8 protein-coding genes are annotated in these 16,317 nt (G+C 70.0%); 2 read left to right on the forward strand and 6 right to left on the reverse strand.

Features of this window, described 5'->3' with window-relative positions; genetic code table 11:
* Position 1: 1 nt before the first annotated feature.
* Positions 2-1,057, forward strand: a complete 1,056-nt coding sequence (locus tag IR170_RS06640) for an Eco57I restriction-modification methylase domain-containing protein (RefSeq protein ID WP_193661736.1) — start codon at positions 2-4, stop codon at positions 1,055-1,057.
* 196 nt (positions 1,058-1,253) lie between these two features.
* Here IR170_RS06640 and IR170_RS06645 read toward each other — a convergent pair whose 3' ends face one another.
* From IR170_RS06645 to IR170_RS06670, 6 genes are all read right to left on the reverse strand, one after another.
* Positions 1,254-2,639 carry a DUF2399 domain-containing protein gene (locus IR170_RS06645; RefSeq protein WP_193661737.1) on the reverse strand — a complete coding sequence of 462 codons (1,386 nt, stop codon included), beginning with the start codon at positions 2,637-2,639 and terminating at the stop codon, positions 1,254-1,256.
* Positions 2,636-6,880, reverse strand: coding sequence for a TIGR02680 family protein (locus IR170_RS06650; RefSeq protein ID WP_193661738.1), 4,245 nt, complete (start codon positions 6,878-6,880; stop codon positions 2,636-2,638). The genes IR170_RS06645 and IR170_RS06650 overlap by 4 nt, the downstream gene beginning before the upstream one ends.
* Positions 6,877-8,229 (reverse strand): TIGR02678 family protein, encoded by a 1,353-nt coding sequence (locus IR170_RS06655; protein ID WP_227488776.1) that lies wholly within the window; start codon positions 8,227-8,229, stop codon positions 6,877-6,879. The genes IR170_RS06650 and IR170_RS06655 overlap by 4 nt, the downstream gene beginning before the upstream one ends.
* Positions 8,226-9,836, reverse strand: coding sequence for a TIGR02677 family protein (locus IR170_RS06660; RefSeq protein ID WP_193661739.1), 1,611 nt, complete (start codon positions 9,834-9,836; stop codon positions 8,226-8,228). Before IR170_RS06660 ends, IR170_RS06655 begins: the two co-directional genes overlap by 4 nt.
* Positions 9,837-10,431: 595 nt before the next feature.
* The gene (locus IR170_RS06665) at positions 10,432-12,531 is read right to left on the reverse strand and encodes a DUF262 and DUF1524 domain-containing protein (protein WP_193661740.1); all 2,100 of its coding nucleotides are present in this window, start codon (positions 12,529-12,531) and stop codon (positions 10,432-10,434) included.
* Between the two features lie 30 nt (positions 12,532-12,561).
* Complete coding sequence (locus IR170_RS06670) at positions 12,562-13,191, reverse strand: ABC transporter permease (RefSeq protein ID WP_319804937.1); 630 nt, start codon at positions 13,189-13,191, stop codon at positions 12,562-12,564.
* A 118-nt stretch (positions 13,192-13,309) separates the two neighbouring features.
* Here IR170_RS06670 and IR170_RS06675 point away from each other — a divergent pair, with 118 nt between their 5' ends.
* Positions 13,310-16,153, forward strand: a complete 2,844-nt coding sequence (locus tag IR170_RS06675; protein ID WP_193661741.1) for an alpha-amylase family glycosyl hydrolase — start codon at positions 13,310-13,312, stop codon at positions 16,151-16,153.
* Positions 16,154-16,317 lie beyond the last annotated feature (164 nt).

Raw genomic sequence — 16,317 nt, forward strand, 5'->3', positions numbered from 1 at the left:
CATGACCAAGAAGTTCGACGTCGTCATCGGCAACCCTCCATACCAGGAGGAGGCCCAGGGTGAGGGCACCCGAGAGACCCCCATTTACCACCGCTTTATGGACGCCGCGTACGAAGTCGGCACTAAGGCTGTGCTCATCACCCCCGCGCGCTTCTTGTTCGACGGTGGCCTCACGCCCAAGGCGTGGAACCGGAAGATGCTTGCGGATGAGCACCTGAGCGTGGCCCACTACGAGTCCGACTCAAGCCGTCTGTTCCCGAGCCTTACGGACCCCATCAAGGGCGGCATCGCCGTCACCTACCGCGACTCGGAGCGCACGCTTGGCCCCATCGGCTCCTTCATCAAGCACCCCGAGCTCACCACGATCCGAGACAAAGTCCTGGAGTCCGGAACGGCCTTTATCGAGACCCTCGGCATCACGAGCTCACGCTCATACCGCTACACCACGAAGTTGTATGAGGACCATCCTGAGGCATTCGCAATGCGCCCCGTGGGCAACACAGCCTTGGTCAACACCAACGCGTTTGAGTTGTTCTCGTTCCTGTACCACGCCGAGAAGCCCAGCGATGGCAGCGAGTACGTGCGCGTCCTCGGAGTGATCAAGAACAGGCGCGCATACCGCTGGCTTCGCAGCGACTACGTCACCGGCCCTCCCTCGTTCGGTGCTTACAAGGTTGCGATCCCGAAGGCGAACGGGTCGGGGTCGACCACCGACTTCTTCGGCGTCCCATTGAACAACCCGACCGTGCTTGCGCCGGGGATCGCTGTCACGCAGACGTTCATCACCATCGGGTCGTTTGAGACCGAAGCCGCCGCGGAGGCGTGCTTGAAGTACCTCAAGTCCAAGTTCGCCAGAGCGATGCTGGGAGTCCTGAAGATCACGCAGGACAACCCGCGAAGCACGTGGAAGTTCGTCCCGGCACAGAACTTCACGAGCAGCTCGGACATCGACTGGACCAAGACGATCGCCGAGATCGACGCTCAGCTATACGCGAAGTACGGCCTCGACCCCAAGGAGATCTCCTTCATCGAGGACAACGTCAAGCCAATGGACTGACCGCGCGGGCGGGATTCGACTGGCCCGTCGCCATCATCTGATGTGCACTTGCTCTTGCCAATGCGGGTCGCTAGCGCCGGACTGCCCGGACGGAGCCACTCCCATGAGTCCCCAACCAACTGGTCACGAGGAGGTCGGCGGAGCACGGAGGTCCAATCCAGGGCCGTGGGTCTGACTCCTGGCGTCAGGCTCGCTCCTATCCGACGATCCCCGTTCGCTCAGCCGCCCGAACCTGGCTCACTTGAGTGAGGTCGCTGAGCAGGACGTCGAGCAGCGCCTCCTCGTGGACCGCGACACCCGCGTGTGCCATCGACACCGCTAACCGTGGGTCCCATGGTGTCTCCACACGTCGTCCCGTCAGCGGCACCCGGTCTACCGAACTCGCAGACGCGATTGCCACCTCGTAGTCGCTCGCGCCTAGACGCCACGGCTCGACACCCGCGGCCAGCAACCGACCCGCGATCGCCACCCCCGACCAGTCAAAGTCCCCGTGGTACCGCACCCGAACACCCTGATCCACCAGACCCCGGATGAGCAGCCAGCCCACACTGGCCGGATTTCCCGAGGTACACACCAGCGCACCCCCGGCTCCCGCTCGCGCGGCCGCCTGCAGAACCTGCGGGTTCTCGCACACCGAGACCAGCGCCCCGTCCGCTGCCCACTGGACGCCCGCGGCGGGACCACGCAGCTCATGCAGCGTCAGGTGCGTGACCAGACCTAAGTCGGCCCGCGCCCGCATCATCGTCGACCACGGGTCGTCGCCGGGCGGCCGCAGCGACCACGCAAGGACCGTCCCGGACAGCTCGTCGGGGACGACCCCGAGCTTGCTCCACAGAGCCCGTGCGTCGCCAGCCGACTCCGGCACCCGTTCGCCGAGAGCAGCCGCGGCCGCACGCAACACCAGCGCAGCTGCCACCTTGCCCGGGTCCAAACCGTGGGCGTCCCCGGTACATCTGGTCGCGAGCTCGGCTAGCCCCCACCCCGCGCGCAATCCCGACCCCAGGTCCGTGGAACCGGGTACTGCGTCCGGCCGTGCGGACGGAATCAGGGTTCCGGCACCCGCCAGCTCGGCCAGTACCGCCCCCGCGTGTGCGATGGCCGTGGCCGCTCCGCCGCCTGCCCGGGTCAGCAGTCCAGCCAGCCGTACGCCGTCGACGAACTCCGGCACCCAGCTCAGATCAGCGAGGCCCGCATCTGCCAGTGCGACATCGAGCTGCGCCGCTGTACCTGCTCGCGCGTCCGCCTTCGCGGCGCGGGCGGCCTTCCGGTCATCGAGAGGCCCTGTCAGGGTCCCGACGACCGCGACCAAACCCGCTGAAGCCGCAGACCGTCGCAAGGCCCCGTCGAGGTCCTGGAGCCGGAGCCTGGACGGTCGCGCGACGCGCCGGCCGAGCAAGCCGCCGAGCCGCTCCATCCCCGCCTCGTCGAGGTCGACTGCGACGACTCCGGCGACGCGGAGGCCGTTGCGTTCGAGGCGGCCGCGAACCCCGTCCCACAGCGGCGTCAGGGACGCGTGGCCGAGGTAGGCCCGCGTGTCCGCCGGCATCGGCGGACCGGTTCGTGTCGCGGCAGGCTCAGTCATCGCGCTGCCCGGAGGTGCCGGGTATGGCCGTCCCAGTGCATATGGGTCGTGACAGCCGCAGTCCCTTCAACTCGCCGAACCTCGTAGCAGTCCAACGAAGGCACCTGCGGGTACGTACCCCACAAGGCGTGACCGGTCATCGCGAAGTCGACGTCGAGGCGTACCAGCAGGCCCATGAGCTCGCCGATGGTGCGGTCGTCGACCTTCGCGAATGCGTCGTCGAGCAGCAGGAGCCGTAGCGCCCGACCTGTGTCGGGAAGACCGGACAGGTAGGCGTCGATGGCCGCGAATAGGGTCACGTACGACACGAACCTAGTCTCGCCTTGGGACAGGCGGGCCTTGCGGCTGATGCGTCGCTCCTGTTCCGGGTTCGGGCCGAGGATGATGACTTCGACCTGATGCCAAGCCCGGTAGTCCAGCGCCTCCCGCAGGTGCGTGGCGTACCCGGCTGACTCATCCAGCGCGAACGCTTCATCGACGCGTGCCTTCAGGAGTTCAGTCAGCTCCGCGGTCTGTTCGACGGATCTGACGGCGCCGGCGGTTGCCACGAGTTCCTTGATGCGTGCGACCGTCGGGTCGGAGGTGTCGGCGACCTTCCACCGCAGCTTCACCCCGATGCCGTGAGACGTCTGGATGGTGGACAGGGAGGCGTTCATCGCCTCGATGAGCTCCGCGGCCTGGTCCAGGCGCCGCCGTAGCTCCTCCGCCACGCCACCAAGGACGAACTCGGTGAAGACCTTCCGCTCACGCTCGCTGAGCGCGTTGCGACCCTCTTCAACGGTTCGTTCGAGCTCGCCGGCGGCCTCGGCAACCGTTCGTCGGCCCGTGGCATCAGACAGCTCGACCAGTCGGATGCCGTCGCGGACCTCGGGGATGACGTCGTAGGTGCCTGACAGCTCCCGCTCCAGGTTCTGCTGCGGCCGTATGAGGCCGTTCTCGTCGACGGCCTGGGCGTGGCGGCGAAGGTTACCGGTCACCTGCGCCACAGCTCGCCGGACAGCCGCAGGCGTGACCTCTGCCAGCTCCAGCGGCACGGGAGTGTCGGTGAACGCGGCTGCAGCGATGCCCGGCAGCGCCAGGCGGCGCCGCAGCCGATCGACCGCGTCGACCAGCTTGTTGTGCGTGTCGGTCACGCCGGCGGCGGCGTTGCGGGCCTCCACCTTCGCGGCGCCGAGGTCGCCCTCGAGGCGCGAGACCTCGCCGCTGACCTGCTTCAGCTCGTTCGCGAGCTCGGTGTGCGCCTTCTTGCAGTCGCGCAGCTCGGCCTTCGCCGCCGCAGCCGCCCGACCGATGTTGGTGCGCGTGGACGCGAGCTCAGCGGCCTCGCGATGCCACACCGCCCATTCGCGGTCGGCGAGCTCCTCCGCATCCCGGCGCTCAGCTGCCCGGTCTTCCACCCGCCCCAGAGCCTCCGTGTGCGCGTCGACCGCCTTGCTGAGGTCGGCCAGTCGTTCGACGACGCGGTTGCAGGACGACGCGGCCTCATCGCAGGCCCGGCGAACCTCATCGAGGTCGTCGGCGCCGTGCGGCAGGCCGAACTCCGAACAGATCGTCCCGTGCTCGGCGTTTGCTCGCGACCACGCACTGCGCATCTCGGCCGCCTGCCTCGCCGCCGCGTGCGCGCTCGCGCGTTCCCGCGCGGCGAGCCTGGTGGCATCCGCGGCCCGGACTCGCGCGGTCGCGACCGGCTGCGTCACAGGCGCTGAACGAGTGACCTCGGACAGGCGCGCGATGGCAGCCTCGGCCTCGGTTCTCGCGGCCTCTCGGGCCTGCTCCGCGTCGGCGAGGTCGGCAAGTTCGGTCGCGATGGCCGCCAGGCGCACGCGCCGCGCCTCCGCACGCGCCGCAGCACCGATGTGCCGAGCGGTGGTCGGGACGTGCCGGCCGTTGAGCGGCCCCGCCCCCCAAGAGCCGTCCGGAGCGACCCAGACGCCCGGCGCGCCGGACCTACGGTCGTCCGCGACGTGCCCGTACCCGATGCGGGACAGCACGGCCTCGACGACGTCGACACGAACCGGGCTCGCCGGATCGGCCACGACCTTCCCCGCCACCGACTCCGCAGCGGCAGGGCCGTTCAGGGTGAGGAGCAGCTGGCCATCCTCGGCCCGCAACGCCCCGTCTGCGTGCACGGTCGCGAGCAGCAGGCCCGACGCCAGCAGCGCCCCCTCGAGGCCGGCCCGCTCGGTCTCGGGCAGGTCTTCTGCGAAGTCCACGGTCCGCCACAGCGGAACTGCGCCGTCCCCGGCGTCCCGCAGCCACGCGGGAGCAGCGGGGCTCGGGTCGACCGCAGACTCCAGTTGCCGCCGCTCAGCCTCAAGCGCCCCACGAACTGCGGCGGCCTCGGCATCGGCGGCGTCGAGCTCGGCGATGGTACGGACGTGCCGCACGCTTGCCCGTTGAACCAACCCTTCGGCCACCCGGTCGAGCTCGGCGAGGCCGTCGCCGTCGAGGTCCACGACCAGGACGGACGGGTCAGCGAGGACCGCGTCCACGACCGTGCCGGTCAGGTCCGGGGCGCCGTCGAACGCTGCGACAGTCGCACTTGAGGCGACCCAGTCGCGCCAGTGCTCGGCGTAGGCGACCGCGGACTGATCCAGGTCGCCCTGACGCTCGACCTCGGCCTCATCGGCCTCCCTGGCGCGTTCCTCGGCCGCTCGGGTGTCGCTCTCAGCCCTCTCCACGTTGGCCCGCTCAGCTGCCAGCGACCGAGCCTTCTCCAGCCGGCCCCGGGCTTGCTGGCCGCGGCCCTTCGCGTTCGCCTGCACCAAGGCGAGCTGGCTCGACGCAGCCGCCAGGTCGCCCGGCGTCACGGCAACCACCTGCGGAACGGGACGATCGAACGCAACCGCGTCACCCTCACGCTCCGCTCGGACGGTCTCGTTGACCGGGCTGCCCGCAACGACCGAAGCCGCGATGGCGGTCGGCAGCGTGCCGGCGACGCCTGATGCTTCGACCCTCCCGCGCAACTCCTCCAGAACGGCGGCCGCGCGCCCGGCGGCGCCCACGACCCGCTCGACGGCCGAGCGCGCGGCTCCGGCCTCCCGGGCCTCGGCACCGCGAGCCGTCTCGGCGGCGCGAAGCGCGATGTCTGCGGCCGACCCGAGAGCGTTGACCTTCTCCTCGCGCTCGTCAAGGTCCCGGGCATCCTTGTAGGCTGGCGAGGACTGGATGCCCGAGATGGTCGCCTCGAGCTCGGCGATGGTCTCCGCCAGCTCTGTCGCGCGGGCGGTCTGACGGCCGTGCTCGGCTTCGAGTGAGTCGCGCTTGCTCACCCAGTCCGCAGCGTCCTTGACCGCGCCCTCTGCGGCCGCCGCCGCCGCAGACGCCTGGTCTGCCGTTTCGGCGACCGCGGTGCCGGCGTAGCGGCGGTAGGTTCCCAAGAACGCGTTCACGTGCGCTAGCGCGGCCTCGAGCCTGGTCTGCGCGGCGCGGGTCTCCGACAGTCCGTCGAGCTGCTCGCCGGCGGAGTTCAGCGCCGTCTCGTTCAGGGGCGGGAGGGCGTCGGACAGGATCTGCGGCAGCCGGCCCTCGTCGATGCGGTTGCCCACGTCGGGAGAGCGCAGTGTGTGGAGCAGCTGTAGCAGACCGGCGTACCGCTCAGCCCCCGAGTCGCCGGTCAACGTGAACACCGCGGCCCGGACCCGGTCGCGGTGGGTGCTGGGCGACGTGGTGAGGCGGTCGGCGCCGATGAGCTCGGCGAGCTTCTCGCGCGGCAGCGTCTCCCGGGTCCGGGACAGCAGCTCCAGGTCGACCCCGACCCGCCGGTCGGTGATGAAGTAGTGGGGCTTCACCTCGCCCGTGGAGCGGGAGAACCGCAGGTGAACGCCGATGGTGAGGTACTGCTCGGTGGCGCCGGCCGCGTGAAGTTCGGCGTCGGCCGGGTCCGCTTGGTCGACGGTACGGGCGAGCTCGAGCCACAGGTAGCCAGCTCGCGTCGTGCGGTCGTCGGCGCCCGCCTTCATCAGCTCGAGGAGGCTCACCTTCCCCGACCCGGTCGCGTCCATCTTGCGACGGTCCGCATCGAGCACGAACGGCAGCAGCAGCTCGAGTGCGCGGCTCTTGCCGGAGCCGTTGGTACCTCGCAGGATGAGCCGGCCGCCGGAGAACTCGAACTCGGTGTCGTAGTAGAACCAGACGTCCACGAGTCCGGCGCGGTGCATCCGCCACCGATACGGGTGGTGCCTCGGCGGGGTCTGGTGGTCGCTGTCGAGACCGTCGACAGGGGTGGCGGTGCTGGTCACGACTGCTCCTGCTGGCGCGTTCCTGCGCCAGGACGCTGGCTTGGACCTTGGCCCTGGGCTGGGTGCTGGGGCTCGGAGCCGCGCACGGGCTCGTTGGCGAACAGCGGCTCGTCCGGCTCATCGGGGTGGTCGTCGTTACGGTCGAGCCGACGTTGCGCTCGAGTTCGGCCGGGGGTGCGAACGGGTTCGGGCCGGTACCGGTAGCAGGCCGGGTGCAGGACGAGCCCCTCGGCGGTGGCCGTTGCCAGCGACACGGCCTCCAGCACCGCGATGACCTCGTCGGTGAGCCGACCAAGGTCGCCGGTGACCTCGGCCCGCCATGCCTTGGCATTGCGTACGGCGAGGTCCTCGACGTCGTCCGCGACCATCTCCCAGGGGGCCAGCACGCCCGGCACCTGGACGTCGCCGACAACAGCCGTGGCGCCGGCCTCAGGGCGGAGTGTGTCGACGAGGGCGTCCAGGATCAGCAGGGCCGCCTGGCGAACGGTGCCCTGACCAGGGAACTCGACGTCGGTGAGCTCGTCATCCGGGTCGTACGCCAGCGCCCCCTCGAGGCGTACCTCGAGCGTCAGCCCGAACGCGTCGTCCAGCGCTCGAGCGACCTCGCGCCGTTCACGCGACAAAGCGTCCGCCTCTCCCTCGGTGAGAGCCTCGCGGCGACTCAGCGGGTGCTCGGCCAGCCTTCGCCGCAACGCGGTCCGCGGCTGCTCCAGGGCGTGCTCGTCGACCGCCCACATGTCCTCCGGCCCGTCCATGCCGGCCAGGGGACAAGCGACGATGTGCGGCAGCAGAGACCGGTTCACGGTCAGCAGCGCCTCTTCGCGGCGCTCGCCCCACGCGGCGACGGTGCCGTCGGTCTCGACGAGCACCCCCCACTCGATGAGCTGGTCGACGGCAGCCACCAGGGCACGCCGTTCGCCCAGGTTGTCGTCGATGCTGATGCCCGCGATCGCGGCGTCCGCGCGGAGCTGCTCGACGAGGGTGGAGAGCAGAACCTGTTCACCGGACCCGGGCGCCATCAATCCGGCGCAGACCAGCGCCAGGTAGGTGTAGGCGCGTGGCGTGAACTCGGCGCCGTTCGACCGGCGTGCGCCGCGCGCGGGAGCGTCGGCGGGCGGCACCGACTTCACCAGCCGCGCAAAGCCCGGCTCGACGACGAGCGGGTACCCGAGCACCGTCTGAAACGTCTGCCGGAGCGCGACCTTGTGACGGCGGACCAGCGTGAGGTCCTCGGCGTGCTGCACAGCGGCGAGGATGGGGGTGTTCATCAGAGCTCTGGCGGCGGCGCGGCGCTCGGTGGCCGCGTGCTCGCTGGTGGTCGGCATCGAACGTCCGTTGGAGCCGGTCATGCCGTGGTCTCCTCACGGACCGGTCGGGCGTCGGCGCCGTGACCAGAGGCGTTTGCGCCGGTGTAGTCGGTCGAGGCGCTTGCAGGGTCGGCGCGGAGCTCGAGGTCGTGCACGGTTAGGTCGCCGTCGGCGCAGTGGATGACTGTTCTGCGGCCGGCGATGGGCGTGGCGGTCACGACGAGGTTCGCGTCGGTGTCGGTCGAGGTCGCCGGCCCGCCAAGCGCCTGATCGATGGCGATGAGGTCACTGAGACGGTCCAGGAGTAGCTCTCGGGCGGCCGGAGTGAGCCGTGCACCGTCGAGGTCGCCGGCGGCCGCCAGCTCTGCGGCGGCGGCGCGCTTCCGGTCGAGTTCCTCCTGCGCCTCAGCCAGGAGTCGCTCCCGGTCCAGGCCCGGGTCAGGGACCCGGGAGGCGCGTCCACGCGCGATGCGGTCCCCGCGTTCGCGCAACGACAGCGGGATGTCGACGGGGTCGCTGTCCCACCACGACGTCGTCGCGCCGGCCCGACCGGAGTCCTCATTCGGGCCGCCGAGGAGATGCCGAGCCGGATAGGCCCCGAACGCGGCGTCGAAGAGGCGGTGCGCCGTGGGAGCGTCAGCCTCGTCGAACCAGACCGCCAGCCGCAGCAGATCCGCGCGCCGTGACACCCCCGTGCCAGCGGCCGCCAGCATCCGCTTCGCGTTCGCAATCAGCTGCCCCAGCGCCTGGTCGGCCGCAGCGCGCAGCTGCACCGGCCCAGACCGGCCGCGGCGCCCCGTGTACCACGCCGTCAGGTCCGCCCAGTCCTCCCGCGAACGACCCGGCGACCGCTCAGTGGGCTGGCCGGCTGCACTGGCCAGCCCAGGCATTGAGTCCAACGTCGCGAGCAGCAGATCGACCCGCCCCTCGATCTCCTCCAGCAGGGCCGCGACCGCTGGCGCGTGCCGGGCTACGTCGGCGGAGATGAGGTCGACGTAAGTCAGCAGCATCGTCTTGAACGCCGCGTACTCCGGGCCGCCCAGGTCGTAGCGCGATACGCGGCTCTGAACGAAGGCGTAGAAGTCGGTAGCGGACTCCGCGAACAGTCGCTGGTTGTTGAACACGGTCGTTACATCACCGGCGAGCGCGTCCGCGTCGACTGGGCGCACATCGAGGTGCCCGAGGATGCGTTGCAGGGTCTGCACCGTGCCGCCGAGAAGCTCGCGGGCCACCTCCCGAGCACCCTCGGAAGCGCGGACGACCTCGTCGACCTGCCGGTGCACGCGGCCACCGAGCTTCGATACCTGATACCGCGAACGGGAACGTAGCCACTCGCTCACCGTCGCGACCCTGGCGTCGCGCACCGACGGGACGAGGTTGCCCCACAACACCAGCTGGCGGCACCGGTTCTCGATGTCGTCGACGGTAAGCGTCAGGTCGGGCACGGCTCGAACGAGCGCTTCATGAGCCTCGGACGCCGACAGATCGGTCAGCAGAGTCTCGGTGAACAGCCGCATCAACTGTAGGTACTCACCGGCGTTGTCGGCGTTCAGGTAGCGGTACAGGTTCAGCCGCTCGGCGACCTCTTCAGTGTTCGGAGGCACGGTGGGATCCGCGATCAACTGTTCCGCGTCGCTGTCCTGGACCACCCAGCACCCCCTTCATCCGTACCTGACGGGCGCCGTGCCGCGGACCGAACCGTCAGCGGTGGACCATGCGAAGCTCTGCCAGTCCTTTCCGCCTCGAGGTCGACCCCGTCGAATCGAACGGTACGGGAGCCCGCCGACATACGTGACCAGTTCGGTGACGACGTCAACGAGCAAGACCTACCGAGCGTCGTGGACCATGCCGAGAAGGGCGAGAACCCCAGCTTGTGCGTTTAGCAGGATCCGAAGTGCAACCGGGAGAAGTAGGAACGGAGGTCTGGTCCTGCAACCGCGGACTCGTTGAGCACTCGAATCGGGCACTGATCGCCGCGAACTCGGGACGTTAGTAGCGGCGGATGGCCATGGGCGCGTAGTGGTGTTGCTCTACCACCGCTCTGTCCCCGCCGAACCGCCGCGGTCAGCGACCGAGGGCCGGAACCGGCCTACACGTCGGGGCTCCGAACGCATGAGTTTGTTGTGTTCCGATTCTCTCGGTCACAACGGGACAACCGATCCCGACGTTCGCTCTGACCTCTCAACTTGACGACAGGACCGGCTTCGCTGCGCGTTGCAAGAGATGACCGAACCCGCGTCTCGCTCAGTCGCCGCCCATCTGGTACTCCAGCGCCTGCCGCACCAGGCCCATGACGTATGCGAAGTCCGACGTCTCGTCCAGGCCGACCTCGGTTGGCCCATTGCCCCAATGGCCTTTGTCGCTGACGTCCCAGGCGAGCCCGCGCTCATCGCGTAGCGCCTCCAGGGGAATGTTGAGGCTGAGTCGCATCCGCGCCTTCTGCGGCACAACGTCCACGAAGTTGGTCTCCGCTTTGAAGGCGACGTAGAGCTTCAAGAACTGCCGAGTGATCCCGGGGTCGAGAGCCAGCGTCTCGGCGCTGAACTTGTTGAACAGCTCACGGCGGGCGGCTGGTAATAGGTGGGGGTGGTCCTCGATGGAGAAGTCCGAAGCGGCTCGCTGCACCTGGAACTGGGCTATCGCCTGCTCGGTCAGAGAAGGTCGTGGCCAGATGTGCAGCGCATCGTCGGCCAGACGCTCTGCGCGCTTGTCGATCTCAGTGGGCGTCCATGCGTCCAGCTGGCCGAGACCCTTGTTGAGCCTGAGCGGACTGTCCTTGAAGCCGCCCTCCATGTCGCGCTTCTTAGCAAAGGGATGGTCCGAGTACTCCGAGTTGTAGCCCGTGAGAGTCAGGTTGCCAAGTGTGTGCAGGTAGCGCTGCTGCACGTCGGCCCAGTCCTCGCCGAGAGCGATCCGCCACTCCGCCGGCAGGTCCTCGTTCTGCGGGAGGATGTGCTCGATCGTGTAGTCCTCGATCGTCACGTGCTCCTTGCGATTGTGGTTCTCAAGCAGCCGAAGGAAGTACGAGCGTCGACGGAAGTTATAGAGGTCGGTCGTAACGAGGGAGTGCTTGAACTCCTTGTCCGAAGGAAAAGCGCGGTAGCTCTTGAGTGACAGGAAGTGTGCCTTGACGCTCTCGACGTAGCGGTCCTTACGGACGGCCGCGCTGAACCCGGCGAACGTCTTGTTCAGTGAGTTGGTAGGGACGCGACACACCGCCCGACGGAAGATGTACGACGTCACCATCTGCACGATCTCGTGAAGGCCGTCGCGATCCAGCGTGCCGAGCTCGTAGTCCGTGTAGACCTCGAGCAGGAATGGGTAGACCACGTCCGCCTTGATCTGGTCCAAGTCCTGGAAGGCTGCGCGCAGTTTGGGGTCGTCTTCCTTGCTGAGGGCCATCGCGCAGTAACGGTGCGCGTACTGCCGCAGCTCAGTGACGAGTGAGGTGATCGTCTCGTCCGCGTCCGTGAAGGCGACAGCGTGGTCCTTGAAGGCCTCGTAGATGTCGTCCAGCCGAGGGATCTCCCCGGTCTTCACCGTCAGGTAGTGACGGACGAACTGGTCGAACTGGCTCTCCTCGGCCCCGGCGAACTCCAACTCCATCGGGCGCCAATACGCCGTGTAGACCTTCTCCTGCTCTTTCGGTGGCAGGTCCATCAGGACGTAGTTCCGAATGAGGTCGGCCTGGGACAACTTCTTGCCGGTGGAGTTCATCGCCTCGAAAACGAGCTGGGGGTTGTCCACCCCCCGCTCGAGTTTGACGTCGACGACCACAAGCTTGTCGAGCCCCTTGCACACCGTCGCCAGGTTGACCGTCGGGTCGGCGAGCTTCTGCTCGAAGAAGGCGTAGTTGTCGATGACCCGGGTGACCATCCCGCCAGACGGGGCGACCCCTTGGAGAAGTGAGATCAGAGCAGCCTTGTCGCTCTGGGACAAGATCAACTTGTACTGGCGCTCACCCTCTTCGTCGTCGTTGAGAAGGTAGCGGTTGCGGATCTTCTTAGGCGAAAAGCCGTCCCAGGGCTCCTGCTCGTCCGCGGGCAGCTCCTGTAGCCGTGCGGCGAGGGCGGTCAGGATCAGCGTGACGGTGGTGACTCGTTGCTGGCCGTCGATGATCAGGTCGGGCTCGGCGGAGGTGTTCGTGGACTGGTCGCGGGCCACATAGACGATCGAGCCGGTGAAGTGGGCCCCCAGGTTGGGGATGGAGCCCGCTCGCAGGATGTCGGCCCACAGTTGCGCGCACTCAGCCTCTTGCCAGGAGTACAGACGCTGGTAGATCGGCACGATGAACTGGCTGCTCGCTTTGAGCAGGGTGAGCAGGTGTGAGTCGACGGCCTTCATCAGAGTCCTTCCCGAGGGTCGATTGGCAACCTACCCGGGTTGATGACCCAAGAGCGCGCCGACGAAGGCGCCGGGCAGGGTCACCAGCCCCGTCGAGCGGGTCTGGTCGAGCGTGGGCAGGAGCATCTCGCGCGTGGCCTCGCGGCCGATGTCGCGGTGCGCCCGGGTCGGGGTGGCGCCCAGCGAGAGCCAGGCCTCGACCTCCCCGGACCGCTGGGTGGCACTGCGCAGGAAGGTGCGCCCGGTGAGGGTCGCGGCGCTCATCGCGTTGCCGATGACGATGCCGGCGACCGCCACCACGTAGCGCACCTCCGGCTCGACCAGGCGCAGCGCGAGCACCGCGCCCAGGGCGACCACGGCGCCACAGACGACGCCGAGCACGGCCGCGCGGCGCCCGCCCCACAGCCCGCGCAGGCGGCCGCGGGCCGTCCACGACGCCGTGGCGAGCATGAGCGCGAGGAAGGCCACGACCGTCCAGGGCGCGGAGAGGATGCCGCGCAGCAGCAGCGCCACGACGCCCAGCTGGACCACGGCCCGCAGCAGCGCGGTGAGCGGGGCCAGCCCCAGGGAAAGCCCCGCCGCCCGGGCCAGCAGCACCGTCGCCGCCACGAGCGCGCCGAGCCCCAGGGCGAACCCGAGGTGGTCCTGCCAGGCCGTCACGCGCCCAGTCTCCCCGAGGCGGGGGACGCGTGGGGCCCGGAGGTGACGGCTGTCGGCGGTCCCCACTACGGTGTCGCCTGCTGTGACGCACGTCACCGGATCGATCTCGGGAGCCCCCATGCCACGCACCACCCGTCCTGCCCGTCCCGCCCTCCTCGGCCTCGCCGTCGCCGCGGTCCTCGCCCCCCTGGCCGCCGCGCCGCTGGTGACCTCGCCGGCCGCCGCCGACCCGGCGTCCGCTGCCACCGCGACCGGCACCACCACGACCGGGTCGACCGGCGCCCCGGTCGCCGACCCGCGGCCGGCGGCGCGGGCGCGCCACTCGCTGCGCGGCGACCTGACCGACCAGAGCTTCTACTTCGTGATGGGCGACCGCTTCGCCAACGGCGACCCCTCCAACGACCGCGGCGGCCTCGAGGGCGAGCGCGAGGTCACCGGCTTCGACCCCACCGGCAAGGGCTTCTTCAACGGCGGCGACCTGGTCGGCCTGCGCGAGCGGCTCGACTACGTGCAGGGCCTCGGCACCGACGCGATCTGGCTGACGCCGGTCTTCAAGAACAAGCCGGTGCAGCTGGAGGACGGCCCCTCGGCCGGCTACCACGGCTACTGGATCACCGACTTCACCCAGGTCGACCCCCACCTCGGCACCAACGAGGACCTCGCCGCGCTCGTCGACGCGGCGCACGAGCGGGGCATGAAGGTCTTCTTCGACATCATCACCAACCACACCGCCGACGTCATCGGCTACGAGGAGGGTGCGCGCACCGCCTACGTGCCCAAGGACGTCGAGCCCTACCGCACCGTCGGCGGCCGGGCCTTCGACGACCGTGACGTCGCCGGCCGCGCCTTCCCCGAGCTCGACGCCGCCACGTCCTTCCCCTACACCCCGGTGCTGGAGGAGGGCGAGGAGGACCTCAAGGTCCCGGCGTGGCTCAACGACCCGCGGATGTACCACAACCGCGGCAACACCACCTTCACCGGCGAGGACAGCCAGTACGGCGACTTCTTCGGCCTCGACGACCTCTTCACCGAGCGGCCCGAGGTGGTCGAGGGCATGCTCGACATCTACCGCACGTGGGTCGGCGACTTCGGCATCGACGGCTTCCGCATCGACACCATGAAGCACGTCAACGACGAGTTCTGGCAGGAGTTCGGCCCCGGGATGGTCGACTACGCCCACGCCCAGGGCAAGGACGACTTCTTCATGTTCGGCGAGGTCGCCCTCGACGGCAGCGGCACCGCGGCCAAGGCCTTCACCTCCCGCTACACCACGACCGACCGGATGCAGTCGGTGCTCGACTTCCCCTTCCAGGACGCCGCCCGCGGCTTCGCCTCGCGCGGGGGCTCGGCCGCGGCCGTGGCCCGCTTCTTCACCGCGGACGACTGGTACACCGACGCCGACTCCAACGCCTACCAGCTGCCCACCTTCCTCGGCAACCACGACATGGGCCGCTTCGCGCACTTCCTGCGCGCCGACAACCCGGGCGCCGACGACGCGGAGCTGCTGCGCCGCGACGTCCTGGCCCACGAGCTGATGTACCTCTCCCGCGGCAACCCGGTCGTCTACTACGGCGACGAGCAGGGCTTCGCCGGCGAGGGCGGCGACCAGCTGGCGCGCCAGACCATGTTCGCCAGCCAGGTGCCGGAGTACGCCGACGACACCCAGCTCGGCACCGACCGCACCGGCGCCGACGACAACTTCGTCACCGACCACCCGCTCTACCAGGCCATCGCGGGGCTCGACGCGCTCACCGAGGAGCACCCCGCCCTGCGCGACGGCGCCCTCCAGGTGCGCCACGCCGACGCCGGGCCGGGCGTCGTGGCCTTCTCCCGCACCGACGCCCGCGAGCAGGTCGAGTACGTCGTGGCCGTCAACAACTCCACCGAGGCACGCACCGCAGCGGTCCCGACGTACGCCGCCCGCGCCGGCTTCCGGCTGGTGCACGGCGACGGGCCGGCCGACCTCGTGACCGGCCGCGACCGCAGCCTGCCCGTCGAGGTGGGCCCGCTGTCCACCGTGGTCTACCGCGCCACCCGCGCGCTGCCGGCCTCGACCCGCGCCCCTCGGATCGAGCTCGACCGCCCCGCGCCCGCGGCCGCCGCCCGCGGCCGGATGCAGGTGCGCGCCGACGTCGACACCAGCTCCTTCGCCGAGGTCACCTTCCTGGCCCGGCGGGCCGGCGGGGCGTGGCGCTCGATCGGCACCGACGACTCCGCGCCCTACCGCGTCTTCCACGACACCAGCGCGCTGCCCACCGGGGCGCGCGTGGACTACCGCGCCGTGGTCCTCGACAACGCCGGACACACCCGGTCGAGCCAGGTGCGCGCGGCCCGGGTCGCCGCTCCGACGCTGACCCTCGACGCCGGGGCCGACGAGGCCGGCACGGTGAGCAGCATCGACCCCGTGACGGTGACCGCGGGCGTCGACCCCGAGCGGGCCGACCAGCGGGTGCGCTTCGAGCGACGCGTGGGGGCCGGCGACTGGACCCGCCTGGGCGTCGACTCCTCCTCGCCGGTCTACACCTGGCGCGACGACGTGACCGGGCTGCCCGTCGGCTCGCGGGTCCGCTACCGCGCCACGCTGCTCGAGCCCGGGACCCCCGCCGTGCGCAGCGACGTCGTCACGGTGCGCACCGCCGAGCCGGTGGCCCAGCGCGACCGCGTGGTCGTGGCCGGCGACCTGCAGAGCGAGATCGGGTGCCCGGGCGACTGGGACCCCGCCTGCGAGCAGAGCCGGCTGGCCTTCGACCCCACCGACGGGCGCTGGCACGCGACGTTCGCGCTGCCGGCGGGCTCCTACAGCTGGAAGATCGCGGTCGACGGCGGCTGGGAGGAGAACTACGGCGCCGGCGGCGCGGCCGGCGGCGACAACCTCGCCCTGGACGTGCCCGACGGCGGCGGTGACTACCTCTTCACCTGGGACCAGGTCAGCCACGTGCCGTCGGTCGAGCCCGCGGGCTGAGCGCCCGGTGCGAGCCGGGCCGCGACGACTCGCGGCCCGGCCCGGTCACCGGCCCGGTCGCCGCCGGGGTCACCCCCAGCGGCTCGGCCCCCGGTCGTCGCGACCGGGAGCGCCGCCGGGCGGCGGGTCCTCGTGCCGGGGAGGACCCCGTCCATCAGCGCCGA

The organism is Nocardioides kribbensis, assembly GCF_015070375.1.
GTDB classification, from domain to species: domain Bacteria; phylum Actinomycetota; class Actinomycetes; order Propionibacteriales; family Nocardioidaceae; genus Nocardioides; species Nocardioides kribbensis.

What these genes read in the sequence shown, in the direction of transcription:
- IR170_RS06665 (WP_193661740.1), bottom strand. Translation starts at nt 12,531, where the DNA reads ATGAAGGCCGTCGACTCACACCTGCTCACCCTGCTCAAAGCGAGCAGC.
- IR170_RS06645 (WP_193661737.1), bottom strand. Translation starts at nt 2,639, where the DNA reads ATGACTGAGCCTGCCGCGACACGAACCGGTCCGCCGATGCCGGCGGAC.
- IR170_RS06640 (WP_193661736.1), top strand. Translation starts at nt 2, where the DNA reads ATGACCAAGAAGTTCGACGTCGTCATCGGCAACCCTCCATACCAGGAG.
- IR170_RS06655 (WP_227488776.1), bottom strand. Translation starts at nt 8,229, where the DNA reads ATGACCGGCTCCAACGGACGTTCGATGCCGACCACCAGCGAGCACGCG.
- IR170_RS06675 (WP_193661741.1), top strand. Translation starts at nt 13,310, where the DNA reads ATGCCACGCACCACCCGTCCTGCCCGTCCCGCCCTCCTCGGCCTCGCC.